Below are 14,079 nucleotides of genomic sequence, written 5' to 3'. Positions count from 1 at the left end.
TCAGTCGATCATGGCCTGAAGTCGGCCGGGAATCCCGCTTCCTGCACGGACAAACCGGACGGACGCAGCATTCCGATGTTCCCCTGCGTGTGCAGGTCGAGGAACATGTCCACTACGTCCGGATCGAACTGTTCGCCGCGACCGGCCCAAAGTTCCCGCCGCGCCCGGTTCTCATCCAATGCGGTCTGATGTGGACGGTTCGACCGCATCGCCGCCCACGCGACGCACACGGACAGGATCCTGGCTTCCGCCCGGATGTCGGCGCCGCGCAACCCGTCCGGGTACCCGGCGCCGTCGTAGCGTTCGTGCTGCTGCCTGATGACGTGCGCGACGCCCGCGAACCCTGGCACCATGCGGGCGAGCCGGTAGCCGAAGTCGGGGTGCTGGCGCAGCAGCCGCCATTCCTCTTCGGACAGTGCGCCCGGTTTGGTCAGCACGACCTCGGGGATGATCACCTTGCCGATGTCGTGCAGGCGCCCGGCGAGCTGGGTCACGCGGATCGTGGGCGCGTCCAGGCCGAACTCCCCCGCCGCCACGCCCGCCCAGCGCGACACCGAGCGGCTGTGGTCGTAGCGGTGCAGCCAGCCGTCCACCCGGTCCGCGACCTGGCAGAGGAACTCGGCCATCGCGCCGTCGGTGTCCGGGTCGACCGCGGGCAACGGCTCGGGGCCGACCGCGATCCTGTTGCGCCCGGCCGCCTTCGCCGCGTACAGCGCGCGGTCCGCGATCACCACGATGTCGTCGGGACCGTCGCCGTGGGTCGGGAAGCTCGCCGAGCCGACCGAGACCGTGACGAACAGCGGGATGTCGTCGTTGCCCGCGTTGACCGGGATCGGCTTCTCCGCGACGCGTTCGCGCAGCCGGTTCGCGATCACGGACAACCGGCCGGGGCCCGCGTCCGGGACGAGCAGCGCGAACTCCTCGCCGCCGTACCGGGCCAGCACCTCACCCGCCCTCGACGCCGCGCGCAGCCGGGCCGCGACCTCCATCAGCACGTCGTCACCGGCGGGATGGCCGTAGTTGTCGTTGATGGACTTGAAGCGGTCGACGTCGATGATGAACACCGCGACCGATCCGTCGTTCCGTCGTGCCCGGGATATCTCCAACGGCAGTTGCGCCTCGAAGAACCGCCGGGTGTGCAGGCCGGTGAGGCTGTCGGTGATCGCGAGCTTGCGCTGGTCGGCGACGAGGCCGGCGAGCCGCGCGATGATCAGCAACGACAGCACCGCGCTGCCGACGGCGATCACCAGGACGTCCTGCGACGACTGGCCGACGTCGTGCACCAGCATCAGCACGGGGGCGGCGAGGACGGCCGAGCACAGCGCGATGATCCGGCCGCGGCTCAGGCCCACGTCCTTGACGTGCGCGCGGTCGACGAGCCGCGCCATCGTCGGGTGCAGCGCCGCCGCGCCCATGCACAGGTTCGCGGAGAGCCAGATGGCGTCGAGGAAGTTGCCCGCGTGGTAGCTGCCGTCGAGGCGCTGCAACACGTAGATCGTGTCCGCCGTGAGGATGCCCAGCAGGTTGCACGTCAGGAGCACGAACGCCCGTGGCCGCGGCCCGGCGCCGAAGATGAGCCGCAACGCGACGACGAACAGCGCCAGGTCCATCATCGGGTAGCCGAGCGAGGCGATCTTGACCAGCACCGGCGAGGTGAGGCGGGCCTGCGGGCCGATGACGTAGAGCCAGGACGCCATGCCCGCGACGACCGCGAGGACGGCGGCGTCGAGCAGGCTCGGCAGGTCGAGTCCCGGAGTGCGACGGCGGATCAGCAGGATCACGCCCGCGACCATCAACGGGTAATGCCCCAGGTACAAGATGTCCGCGTAGGACGGGTAAACCGTGTGCTTGAAGATGTAGTGCGATGCGTAGAACGTGAGGTCGGCGAACGCGTAAACGACCTGGCTCAGTGCGAGGAACACCCACGGCCTGCGCCATTGGGGCCGGTTGCGCTTGACACCCGCGAATGTCGCGATGGCAGCCGAAGCGCTGATCGTGCAGTAGAGCACCACCCGTACCGTTTGCCCCGTTGTCCCCGCAGGGCTGACCGGGATCAGGTAGTAGACGCCCAGCAGCAGGTGACCCGCCACCAGGTACATCCACCACGCTCCGGTGCTGCCTGCACGGAAGATGGTCACACGAGACCCCTCGTTCTACGACTTGGTCGAGCCACGTGATGATGCCCGACTTGGGATGATCGCGGCACCGCCGTTACTCCAATGAGGTGATCCACCAATACGGACGCTACCGCAAATCCCTGTTCTGTTTTCCGCTACCACCACGACGTTGATCTCGCACTTCGCCGATCCGTCCCACCGAGTGGTCCCCCGAACGATTTTCGCACGACTTTTCGCAGCTCGGCGCTGATTCGCGCACCTTGTGCCACTGATATTCCCGACCTTCCGGTCGGTTAACAGGTTGCACATCGTTCGTCGTTGACCGTTGCTGGAGTGCAAGTTGCTGTCTCAATGGGAGTGCTGATCCGCGGACTATCGTGTGGCCGTGGACGACGTTCGGTTCGGGGTGCTGGGGCCGCTGCTCGTCACACATGAGGGGCGCGTCGTCCGCGTTCCCGCAGGCCAGCCGCAGCAGGTGCTGGTGTTGCTGCTGCTGCACGCCGGTCAATTCGTCAGCGTCGATCACCTCATGGCCGTGCTGTGGGAGGGCGATCCCCCGGTCAGCGCGCGCAAGGCCGTGCAGGTGCACGTCTCCCAGCTTCGCCGAGCGTTGAAAGATCTGCCCGGTGTGTCACTGGAGTGGACCAGGCAGGGGTACCGGCTCGGCATCCCGCCGCGGTCGCTCGACCTCCAGCGCTTCCGGGACGCGACCGACCCCGACGAGGCGTTGGGGTACTGGCGCGGCCCGGCGCTCGCCGAGCTGACCACGAACACCCAGTTCGCGAGCCAGCTGGAGGAGGAACGGCTCGCGGTGACCGAGCGCCGGGTCGACAAGGCGATCTCCGAGGGCCGGCACCACGAGATCGTCGGCGAGCTGACCGGGCTGGTCACCGAGCACCCGACCCGCGAACGGCTGCGCGGCGCGTTGATGGTGGCGCTGCACCGCGGCGGGCGGCAGGCGGACGCGCTGCGGACGTACGACGAGGGCCGCCGGCTGCTGGCCGACGAACTCGGCATCGACCCCGGTCAGGAGTTGCGGGACCTGCACACGGCGATCCTGCGCGGCGACCTCCCGGCGGTGCCGCGCGAGCTGCCCGCACGGCCCGAGCCGTTCGTCGGGCGGCTCGCCGAGATCGAGCTGATCACCGGGTCGGCGGAGACCGTGATCGCCGTGCACGGCCCCGGTGGCCAGGGCAAGAGCGCTCTCGCGACCGCCGCCGCGCACGCGCTGGCCGGGCGGTTCCCGGACGGGCAGCTCTACGTCGACCTGCACGGCGCCACACCTGGCCGCGCGCCGCTGCACCCGGCCGAGGTGATCCGGCGGTTCCTGCGCGCGCTCGGGACGCCGCCGCTGGCCGTGCCGACCGATCCGGCCGAGGCCGCCGCGCTCTACCGGTCGGTGCTGGCGCGGCGCAAGGTGCTGGTGCTGCTCGACAACGCGGTCGACGCGGCGCAGGTCGTGCCGCTGCTGCCGGGCGAACCGGGGTCGACGGTGCTGATCACGAGCCGGCGGATGCTCGCGACGCTGAGCGCCCGGCACGTGCGGCTCGACCCGTTGCCCGAGGCGGACGCCGTGCGGCTGCTGGGGGACGACGGCGAGGCGGCCCGGCAGGTCGCGCGGGCCTGTGACCACCTGCCGCTGGCGTTGACGATCGCGGCGGCCCGGCTGCGGTCGCGGCCGGACTGGACAACGGCGACGCTGGCGCGGCGGCTCGCGGACCAGCGGCACCGGCTGGACGAGCTGGACTTCGACGACCTGGCGGTGCGGTCGAGCTTCCAGATGAGCTTCGAGGGGCTGTCCACCGCGTCCACCAGGGCGTTCACCCTGCTGTGCAGTCTCACCGTGCCGACCGTCGGCGAGCCGGTGGCGCGGGCGTTGCTGGGGCAGGACGACGTGGATCGGGCGCTGGACCCGTTGGTGGACGCCAAACTCGTGGAACCGTGCGGGCCCGAGCGATATCGGGTGCACGACCTGCTGCGGTTGTTCGGTGCCGAGCAGGTCGACGGCGAACGGGAGGCCGCGCTCGCCCGCGCGTTGGCGCACTACCGCGCCACTCTGGCGGCGGCGCTGAAGAAGCTGCGGCCGCACGCTTACGGCGCGCTCACGCATTCCGTCGGGCAGCAGGACATCGACGAACCGTTGCGGTGGCTGACCGAGGAGGCCGAGAACCTGCTGGCGGCGGCCCGGTCCTCGGTGTCGTCGGCCGCGTTGGCGGAACACGGGCTGGCGATCGCGCACATGCTCTACCCGCATCTGTTCAAACAGGACAGAGTCGCGGATCTGGTGGAGCTGGGCGAGATCGCGGACCAGGCGGCGCGCACGATCGGCACGTCGGCCGCGGTGCAGACGGCGTTGCTGGTGCGGTCGGCCGCGAACCGGCGGATCGGGCGGTTCGCCGACGCCCTCGCGCAGCTGGAGCAGGTGCTGGAGGCGCGGGCCGACGACCCGTTCGGGCAGGGGCGCGCGCTGGCCGGGATCGGTGGGATCCAACGGGAACTCGGCTCGCTCGACGCCGCGGCCGAGACCCTGGCCCGGGCGGTCGAGCTGACGTCGAAGCACGGACCTGCTGGTGCACAACGGGTTCCGCTGTCCGCGCTGGCCCAGGTGCACCAGGTCGCGGGCCGGTACGAGGACGCGCTCGACGCCGCCGAGCAGAGCCTGAAGCACGCACGTGATCACGAGGACGCGGCCGGGACGGCGTACGCGTTGGCGTCGCGGGGACAGGCGTTGTTCAAGCTGGGCCGGCTGGGTGAGGCGGAGGCCGTGCTGAGCGAGTGCATCGAGCTGTGCCGGGTGACGGGCGAGCACAACGACGAGTGGCAGGCGTTGCTGTGCCGGGCGGAAGTGCTGCTGGCGCTGGAGAACCGCGAACAGGCCACAAAGGACGCTCAGCGGTGCCTGGAGATCACCGGCGCGCGAGGTGACCGGTACGGCGAGGGCGTGGCGTGGCTGGTGCTCGCGAAAGTCACGGAAACGCCCGCAGACCGGGCGGCCGACCTGCTCGGCACACCCGGTCTGCGAAGGGACAACCTGTTGGACAGCGTTCTCGGCTGATCAGCCGCAGTGCTGGAACGGGCTGGTGAAGGTCGAGGAGCCGACCATGCCACCCCACTTGACGCACTTGCCGGCGGCCGACTTCTTCACCGGACCGGCGTAGTAGCCGTAGTCACCGCGGTCGGTCGTGCGGGTAGCACCCTCGACCTCGAGGAACGCGCCGACGTCGGAGGCCGCGCCGATCTTGGTGGTCTTGATCGCGACGACGCAGTTGTAGCCGTTGGACGCGTTGTACAGCAGGGAGATGCGGGCACCGGTCACGTTGGCGCCGTTGATCACCTTGTAGCCGTCACCACAGGCCTCTTCGGGGGTGTACGGGTTGGTGGTGCCACCGCCGCCGCACTTGTTGTTCGACTTGTAGTCCTTGGTGCCGTAGTACAGGATCGTCGATCCGCCGAACTTGATCTTCTGCGGGGAGCCGTTCAGCAGCTGCTCGAAGTGCAGGTGAGCACCCGTCGAACCACCGGTGTTGCCGACGTTGCCGATGGTCTGGCCCTGCGAGACGGCCTGGCCGACCGAGACCTTCTGCGCCGACAGGTGGGCGTAGCGGGTGGTCCAGCCGCTGCCGTGGTCGATCTCGACCCAGCGGCCGTAGCTCGTGCTGCCCTCGTTGCGGACCTTGCTGACCGTGCCGGACGCGGACGCCACCACGGCGTCACCCTCGTCGGCGCTGCGGTTCAGGTCGAGGGCGAGCTGCGGGCTGTGGTTGGTGCGGGTCTGGCCCGACCACGTCTGTCCACACGGGAACGGAAGCTCGAAGTTGGTGGCGGCGCTGGCCTGCGGACCGCCGAGCACGAGCACGCCCATCCCGATCGCGAGACCCGCGATGCCGGAGACGATTCTCTTGACGTTCATGGTTTTCCCCTCATCATCCGAAGATCCGGCGGACCTTCGTGTACGGCGTTTCGTGGCTGTTGGCTGTTGGCTGTTCTGGATGCTCTTGCCGGCACGTGGCGGCGAGGCTTCGAGGATCTTGTTGTCGCCCAAATAGAGGGCTACGTGTGGTGGAGTCGGAGTCGTTGTCCGAGCGGCCCGGCGGTCAGGACCGGTGTCCTGGCGGACGACGTCGACCTTCTGCCCCTTGAGGTGCATGTCGGCGACGCTTCTCCCTCAAGGGTTTCCGCGCTGCGGGGCGCGGGGTCAGTCGGTGACGTAGCCGGTCATCGGCCTGGTTTCCGGTGCTGTCGGCTTCATGGGGAGAACTCTGCTGATCGCCACTCACAGCGATCTGACAGCTGCACCCGGTCAGGTGTCAGCGGGATGTCAGCGGCGCAGGACAGCGCTGTTTTCAGGCCTGTGACCAGGAGCCCTTGCACGCGGTGCGTGGACGTCAGCGAGCGGTGCGCGATCGGTCAGCGGGAGCCGTCACGGTGACGCCATGACGTGGTTGCGCAAGCCCTGGGTGGGCCCGTTGGCGTTCGTGGTGCTGGCGTTCGTGGCGTTCTCGCTGCCGCCGTACCTGACCGGTGATCGCTTGCAGGCGCGCGTGCAGTCGGACTGGGGGCCGCACTACCCCCTGCTCGTGATGCACGTGGTCTGCGCGTCGGTCGCGATCCTCACGTGCGTGGTGCAGATCTGGCCGTGGTTCCGTTCGCGGTTCCCGGCGTGGCACCGCCGCATCGGCCGTGTCTACGTGCTGGCGGGCGTGCTCCCCGCCGGGCTGTCCGGGCTGGTCATCGGCTGGATGACGCCGTTCGGGCCGGTGGCGATGGTGAGCAACGTGATGCTGGCGGTGCTGTGGCTGACGTTCACCGGGCTGGCCTGGAGGGCGGCGCGGCAGCGCCAGTTCCGCGACCACCGCAAGTGGATGATCCGCAGCTTCGTGCTGACCGTCTCGATCATCACGAACCGGATCTGGGGCGTGGTCGCGTTCCTGGCGTTCGCGGACCGGGTGCCGGAGGCCCAGTTGCCGAACACGATCGCGGGCATCTCGACGTGGACGGGCTGGGTGGTGCCGCTGCTGCTGTCGCAGTGGTGGCTGGAGCGCAAGCCGCGGCGGCGGGCCCAGGTCGAGCAGCGCGAGGCCGTCAGCGTGTGAGCCACCCCGATCCAGGTGGGCTGACAAGGCGTTATGCGGCGACTACGGTCGGCAGTCATGAGGCTACTGCTCGCTGTCCTGATGATGGTCGTCCTCGCCCCGGTCGCGTCCGCCGCTCCGGCCACCCCCGTGGCCCGCTGCGAGTTCACCCCGACGCCGGAGAACCCGGCCGCGCGCCCGGTCCAGCCGCCCAGCGCCGTCGTGCCCGCGCGCGGCATCGTGAAGGTCACCATCGTGACGAACTACGGCGTGGTGATCGCGAACCTCGACCGCGCCAACGCCCCGTGCGGCGTCGAGAACTTCGCCCACCTGGCGCGGAGCTGGTTCTACACGATGTCGCAGTGCTGGCGGCTCACCGACACCACGCGCCTGGGCGTGCTGCAGTGCGGTGACATCTACCGCGCCGAGGAGGGCGGGCCCGGCTACAAGTTCGCCGACGAGGTGACCGGCAAGGAGACGTACCCGCGCGGCACCATCGCGTACGGGAACCAGGGGCCCGGCACGAACGGCAGCGAGTTCTTCGTCGTGCACTCGTTCGCGAACATCCAGCCGCTCTACACCGTGATGGGTCACGTCACGTACGGCATGGACACGCTGGACCGGATCGTGAAGGCCGGGATCGTGCCGCAGCCGGACGGTCTGCTGGACGGCGCGCCGAAGAAGCCGGTCCGGATTCTGCACCTGCTCGCCCACTAGTTGCTCGTTTTCGAAGTGGTCGCCATTTCGTTGAAATGGCGACCACTTGACAGATTTATAACAGGCGAAAATCCGCCAGGCGATCTCGATCACACGCCCCACCTGCACGAATTCACCCATTCGAACCATCGACAATTAAGGTGGATTTGAGAGTTCGTGTGATCCCGCTCGCCACCGTGAATATATTCTCTCCTCCTGTGCTTATCTCGGTGAAGCAATTGGAGGAGGCACAGGAAGTGTTACCCGAGTTCGAGCCGGCTCGACTCGACGACGTCGACGACCTGCTCAGGCTCTACCGGCGGGCGCACGGCGCGAACTACCCCATCGCGATGGGCACCGACCCCGCCGTCATGGCGGCCGAGATCGAGTCCGTGCACACCACGTGGCTGGTGTGGCGGCAGGACAGCAAGGTCCAGGCCTCGATCACCGGGCACGTCGAGAGCACCGACCGGCTCGGCAAGATCGCCGGGCTGGTCGTCGACCCGGACGCGCAGGGCGGCGGCATCGCCCACCACGCGGTCGGGCAGATCACCGACACGATGCTCGCGAGCGGCGACGTCGACTCGGTCTACGGCACCGCGCGCACGATCCACCTCGCGCCGCAGCGGGTGTGTCTGCGCAACGGTTTCCACCCGCTCGGGCTGGTCCCGAACCTGTTCAAGCACGCCCGGCGCGAGACGATGACGTTGCTCGCCAAGCACCGCGACGGCGTGCTGGCACGCCGCGCCGAGGTGCACAAGGTGCCGAAGAGCTTGGAAAAGCTCGTCACCGCCACACACGCGACACTCGGGCTGCCCGCGCTGCCGGAGTTCGTCGAGGACGACGGCTTCACCGAGAGCCGCGCGTCACGGCTGGAGGTCGTCGAGGCGCCGCAGTTCGTGCAGCGGCACTTCGAGCGCACGATCAACGACCCGGCGCGGCGGTTCTACCCGCTGCACAAGCCGAACGTGCTGCTGGCGGACGAGCACGGCGAGTACCAGCTCTACGGTCACCTCAACCGCCACGACGGCTACTGCACGATCTTCGGTGCCACGCCGAGCCCGCAGGCCGTGCTGCCGCACCTCGGCGGCGTGATCGACGCACTGGCCGGGCTGGGCGCGCCGCACGTCGAGACCCTGGTGCCACTGCACGAGTTCGACGAGCTGAGCGCGTTGCTGGCCTTCGGTTTCCTGCCGGTCGCGCTGTACCCGGCGATGCGCGGCGACGGCGAGGTCTTCCACGACTACGTCGTCATGGTGCACACGCCGCAACCGCCCGACTTCCGCGGCCTGCTGATCGACGAGGCGTTCCGGCCGTTCACCGAGCAGTACGTCGAGCTGTGGACGCAGAAGTTCCTCAACACCAACGGAGTGTTCCGCGCATGAACGCGCATTTAGGTCCGGCAAGGGTGCCGGACTCGTCGTTGAACGCCGTCCAGGCGTTGTGCGACATCGCAGCCCCTTACGACCACAGCGACGACGACCTGTTCCTCGAAGCGATGAACGAGTCGAACCGCTGGCACGCCGAGCGCAACGAGTTCTTCCGCAGTCTGTGGAACGGCAAGCCGCTCAAGGACATCGCCGAGCAGCCGTTCGTGCACGCCAACTTCTTCAAGATGCACGAGGTGCTGTCCGTACCGCGCGGCCAGGTCGTCGTGCACGCCACCTCGTCCGGCACGACCGGGCAGAAGTCGCAGATGTTCTGGGACGCCTGGACGTTGCGCGCGGGCCAGCGGATGGTCGCGCGCATCTACGACCACAACGGGTTCATCACCGAGGACCCGGCGAACTACCTGATCAACCTCAACCAGCCCACGCCGTCGGTCAAGCTCGGCAGCTCGTTCACCGGGCAGTTCATGACCGACTTCGCGCCGGTCGAGTCCGTCGAGTACGGGCTCGCGCACACCGGGAGCGGGCACGAGTTCGACGCGTTCGGCAGCATCCGCGCGCTGCAGCGGTTCGCGGACGACGGCAAGCCCGTGCGGATCTTCGGCTTCCCGGCGTTCCTGAGCTTCACGATCGACCGCATGCGCGCGATGGGCGTGGAACCGTTGCGGTTGAACGAGAACTCGATGGTCTGGTTCGGCGGTGGCTGGAAGGGCAACGCCGACAAGCAGATCTCCAAGGCCGACCTGCGCGCCAAGGTCGTCGAGATGCTCGGCATCCCGGACGAGCGGATCCGCGACAGCTACGGCTCCGTCGAACACTCGGTGCCGTACGTCGAGTGCGCGCGCCACAACCTGCACGTGCCGACGTGGTCACGTGCGATCGTCCGGGACGTCCGGACGCTGGAACCGTTGCCGCACGGCGAGTCCGGCTACATCCAGTTCATGTCGCCCTACATCACCTCGGCGCCCGCGCAGAGCGTGCTGATGGGCGACCTGGCCGCACTGCACGCACCTGAGGAGTGCGGTTGCGGCAACGAGACCCCGTGGTTCGAGATCCTCGGCCGCGCCGGCGTCTCCCGCAACCGGTCCTGCGCCATCGCGGCCGCGGAACTCCTGAAGGGCAAGGCATGAGGCACCTCTGGCAAGGCGCGTGGATCGACGACGAGGCCGCGTCGGTGCGGCTCGACACCCTGGACGACCTGACCCAGCAGGTGATCACGGGCCCGCGGCTGAACCCGCTCGTCGTGCTCGCCGCCGCCGAGCAGCTGGACCTGGAACAGCACCGGCCGTCGCTGGTCGCGTGGGGCCTCGCCGAGTCCGAGGTCGACGAGACGCTGGAGGTGTTGCGGCACGCGCTGAGCAGGCCGTCGCTGGAACGCAAGCTCCAGCGCGAACTCGGTGGCCTCGACCCCGCGCGGATGGTCAGGTTCGACTTCCGCACGCCGGTCTACGAGGCCTGGGTGCCGCTCGGCCTGCTCGCGCACGTGACGGCGGGCAACGCCCCGGCGGCCGGTGTGCTGAGCGCCGTCGAGGGCCTGCTCTCCGGCAACCTCAACGTGCTGAAGGTCGCGTCGGACGACTCCGGCTTCACCGCCTCCGTCCTCGCGGCGCTGGCCGCGCTCGACCAGACCGGGCAGATCGCGGCACGGTTGATCGTGCTGCACTTCTCGTCGTCGCGCACCGACTGGACGTCACGGATGCTCGGCGCCGCCGACGCCGTCGCGGTCTGGGGTGGCGAGGAGGCGATCGCGGGCGTCCGGGAGTTCGTGCAGCCCGGCACGCGGGTGGTCGACTGGGGCCCGAAGCTGTCGTTCGCCTACCTGACGGCCGACCTGTGGTCCGATGTGGACACTTTGCACGCGCTGGCAGCGGACGTCTGCCAGTTGGAACAGCAGGCGTGTTCCAGCCCGCAGGTGATCTACCTCGACACCGAGGACTCGGCGCAGGTCTTCGCGTTCGCCGAGCGGTTCGCGGCGGTGCTGGAGCTGACCGGGCCGCCGACCCGCGAGCCGTCGCAGGCCGAGTGGGCGGAGATCACGAACACCGTCGTCGTGACGCAGCTGGAGGAGCACCTCGGGTTCACGAAGGTGCACGCCGGTGGGCACTGGCGGGTGCTGGCGGACGTCCGGTTCGCGCCGCGCACCTCGCCGCTGTACCGGACGGTGTGGGTGAAGCCGTTGCCGCGCAAGCAGATCACGTCGGTGCTGCGACCGATGCGCCAGTACCTCCAGACCGTCGGGCTCGCGGCGGACCGGCCGGACACGGCTGCGTTGGCGCGGGCGTTCGTGTCGGTCGGCGTGCAACGGATCACCACGCCGGGGTCGATGCTCGGCGGGTACAGCGGCGAACCGCACGACGGCGTGTACGCGTTGCAGCGCTACAGCAACCGCGTCTCGGTGCAGCTCGACGACAGGTTCGCGTTCGACGCCGCGCTCGACGAACTGGCCGAGTCGCGCCAGCTGCCGGTTCCCGCGGTTCCGGTGACGGCGAAGTCGGACTTCGAGACGTTGCAGGACGGCCCGGCCGACGTGTACTTCCGCAGCGGCGGCAGTTCGGGCGCGCCGAAGCTCTCCGCCTACACCTGGGCCGACTGGGACGAGCAGATGTGGGTGGGCGCCGAGGCGTTGCTCGCGACCGGGCTCGACCCGCGGTCCGACCGGATCATGAACCTGTTCTTCAACGGGCACATGTACGCGAGCTTCGTCAGCTTCTTCTCGGCGTTGGAACGCATGAACGCCGTGCAGTTCCCGATGGGCGGCGAGTGGGGCCACCTGGACGCGATCGCCCAGGCCATCGTGGACAACCGGGTCGACACGCTGCTGACCGCGCCTTCGTTCGTGCAACGGCTCTTCGCCGAACACGGCGAGATGCTGAAGGAGTACGGCGGCATCCGCAAGATCTTCTACGCGGGTGAGCACTTCGGCGCGCAGGCCATCGCCCGGCTGCGGGACGAGTTCGGCGTCGAGGTGATCCGGTCGGCGGCCTACGCGACGGTCGACGCGGGCCCGATCGGCTACCAGTGCTCGGCGTCCACCGGCAAGGTGCACCACGTGCTCGCCGGCCTGCACACGCTGGAGATCCTCGACGACGACGATCGTCCGGCGCCGTCCGGCCGACTCGTGGTCACCACACACACCCGGCGTGGCCAGCGGCTGGAGCGCTACGAGATCGGCGACCTGGGCCGCTGGGTGCCCGGCGACTGCCCGTGCGAACGCCAGACCCCGCGCTTCGAGCTGCTCGGACGCACCGGGGACGTGTTCCGCACGGCCGCGCAGACGTTGAACTACCGGCGGTTCCTCACGGTCCTGGAGGACGAGTTCAGCTACTCCGGCGCGGTGCAGATCGAGCTGTCCGAGAACGCTTCCGGCGATGAGCTGGTCGTGCGGCTGGAACTCGGCCGCGCGCCCGAGCCGGCCGCGAGTCGTGACGTCCTGTTGGCTCAGTACGCCGAGGTCGCGGAGGCCGTCGAGAAGGACGAGCTGTTGTCGCTTCGGGTGGAGAACGTGCCGCTGGCGGACTTCCAGCGGACGCGCAGCAGCGGCAAGCTGATCGCCGTCGTCGACCAGCGCAGGAGCGCGTGATGTCCGTACTCGACCTCGTCTGTTACGCGCGCACGCACTCGCCGTTCTACAAGGAGCTCTACGACGGGTACGACTCGTCGACGCCGCTGGCCGGGCTGCCGGTGATCGACCAGGCCGCGTTCTGGGCCGCGAACACCGTGCGGCACAACCAGGTGCTGACCCAGGCCCACACCGACGGCCTGATCTTCAAGACCGGCGGGACGACGCGAGCCCCGCGCGTTTCCTTCTACACCAACGCGGAGTGGGACGCGATGTGTCGCACGTACGCGGAAACCCTTCCTGCCGCGGGACTTCGGCACGGTGACCGGATCGCGAACCTGTTCGCGGCCGGGGAACTGTACTCCAGCTTCATCTTCGCGTTGAACTCGTTGCAGCGCTCGCCGATCGACCTCGTGCAGCTGCCCGTGACCGGCAGCGCGCCGGTCGAGTTCACGTTGTCGACGATGCAGGACTTCGACGCCACCGTGGTCGCGGGCTTCCCAACGACGCTGTCCCGGCTGGCCGCGCACGTCGTCGCTTCGGTCGGCTCGCTTCCGTTGGTGCGACTGGTGTTGTTCAGCGGTGAGGCGTTGTACGACGACCAGCGCGCGTTGTTGGCCGAGGCGTTTCCGGGGGCCGAGTTCCGGTCGTTCGTCTACGGCAGCGTGGACGGCGGGATCATCGGCACGGCGGTGCTCGGCTCGGAGGACCCGCGGGTGTTCCGGGCGTTCGTGGACAGCTCGGTGCTGGAGATCGTCGACGTCGACACCGGCGCGCCGATCACCACGCCCGGTGTCGCGGGCCGGTTGCTCCAGACCGACCTGACCCGCCGGTTGCAGCCGATGATCCGGTACCCGGTCGGCGACCTGGCCGCGTGGGTGGACGTCGAGGACGGCATCTTCCGCCTGCTCGGACGTGCCGACGAGGGTGCGCGGGTCGGTCCGGTGACGCTGCACCTCGACCACCTGCGGGACGCGGTCGACCGTGCCGGGGTGGTGCACCAGGGCGTGCAGGTCGTGATCCGCCGGGTGGATTCGCGGGACCAGCTGGTGCTGCGGATCGCTGCGGCCGAGCAGGACCCTTCGCGGGTGCGGGACGAGGTCGACGTGATCAGCCCGCGGTTCGCGTTGCAGGTCGGACGTGGCGTGGTGGCGCCGTTGGCGGTGGAGTGGGTTTCGGCGCTGGAGGTGAATCCCCGCACAGGCAAGACCGTCCGGCTCCTGGATGAGCGCTCGGTCTAGTTAGTG

The 14,079-nt window shown here is 69.1% G+C and carries 9 protein-coding genes; 7 read left to right on the top strand and 2 right to left on the bottom strand.

Going from position 1 to position 14,079, the window contains the following annotated elements; all coding sequences use genetic code 11:
• Nucleotides 1-8 precede the first annotated feature (8 nt).
• Nucleotides 9-2,138, bottom strand: coding sequence for a bifunctional diguanylate cyclase/phosphohydrolase (locus JNUCC0626_RS39590; RefSeq protein WP_394615777.1), 2,130 nt, complete (start codon nucleotides 2,136-2,138; stop codon nucleotides 9-11).
• A gap of 364 nt (nucleotides 2,139-2,502) precedes the next feature.
• On the opposite strand from JNUCC0626_RS39590, the gene JNUCC0626_RS39585 reads away from it, so the two are divergent.
• Nucleotides 2,503-5,172 carry an AfsR/SARP family transcriptional regulator gene (locus JNUCC0626_RS39585; RefSeq protein WP_394615776.1) on the top strand — a complete coding sequence of 890 codons (2,670 nt, stop codon included), beginning with the start codon at nucleotides 2,503-2,505 and terminating at the stop codon, nucleotides 5,170-5,172.
• On the opposite strand, the gene JNUCC0626_RS39580 is transcribed toward JNUCC0626_RS39585, so the two are convergent.
• Complete coding sequence (locus JNUCC0626_RS39580) at nucleotides 5,173-6,027, bottom strand: M23 family metallopeptidase (protein ID WP_394615775.1); 855 nt, start codon at nucleotides 6,025-6,027, stop codon at nucleotides 5,173-5,175.
• Between the two features lie 523 nt (nucleotides 6,028-6,550).
• Here JNUCC0626_RS39580 and JNUCC0626_RS39575 point away from each other — a divergent pair.
• From JNUCC0626_RS39575 to JNUCC0626_RS39550, 6 genes are all read left to right on the top strand, one after another.
• Nucleotides 6,551-7,210, top strand: coding sequence for a DUF2306 domain-containing protein (locus tag JNUCC0626_RS39575; protein ID WP_394615774.1), 660 nt, complete (start codon nucleotides 6,551-6,553; stop codon nucleotides 7,208-7,210).
• Between the two features lie 57 nt (nucleotides 7,211-7,267).
• Nucleotides 7,268-7,906, top strand: coding sequence for a peptidylprolyl isomerase (locus JNUCC0626_RS39570; RefSeq protein WP_394615773.1), 639 nt, complete (start codon nucleotides 7,268-7,270; stop codon nucleotides 7,904-7,906).
• Between the two features lie 209 nt (nucleotides 7,907-8,115).
• Nucleotides 8,116-9,270: a GNAT family N-acetyltransferase gene (locus JNUCC0626_RS39565; protein WP_394615772.1), complete on the top strand. Its 1,155-nt coding sequence runs from the start codon at nucleotides 8,116-8,118 to the stop codon at nucleotides 9,268-9,270.
• Entirely contained in the window at nucleotides 9,267-10,403 is a 1,137-nt protein-coding gene (locus JNUCC0626_RS39560; RefSeq protein WP_394615771.1) for a hypothetical protein, read from the top strand. The genes JNUCC0626_RS39565 and JNUCC0626_RS39560 overlap by 4 nt, the downstream gene beginning before the upstream one ends.
• Nucleotides 10,400-12,853: an acyl-CoA reductase gene (locus JNUCC0626_RS39555; RefSeq protein WP_394615770.1), complete on the top strand. Its 2,454-nt coding sequence runs from the start codon at nucleotides 10,400-10,402 to the stop codon at nucleotides 12,851-12,853. The genes JNUCC0626_RS39560 and JNUCC0626_RS39555 overlap by 4 nt, the downstream gene beginning before the upstream one ends.
• Nucleotides 12,853-14,073: a phenylacetate--CoA ligase family protein gene (locus JNUCC0626_RS39550; protein ID WP_394615769.1), complete on the top strand. Its 1,221-nt coding sequence runs from the start codon at nucleotides 12,853-12,855 to the stop codon at nucleotides 14,071-14,073. Before JNUCC0626_RS39555 ends, JNUCC0626_RS39550 begins: the two co-directional genes overlap by 1 nt.
• Nucleotides 14,074-14,079 lie beyond the last annotated feature (6 nt).

Source organism: Lentzea sp. JNUCC 0626 (assembly GCF_043632865.1).
Taxonomy (GTDB): domain Bacteria; phylum Actinomycetota; class Actinomycetes; order Mycobacteriales; family Pseudonocardiaceae; genus Lentzea.
Note: the sequence above shows the minus strand (reverse complement) of the source record. Positions and strands in the feature narration are given on the sequence as shown.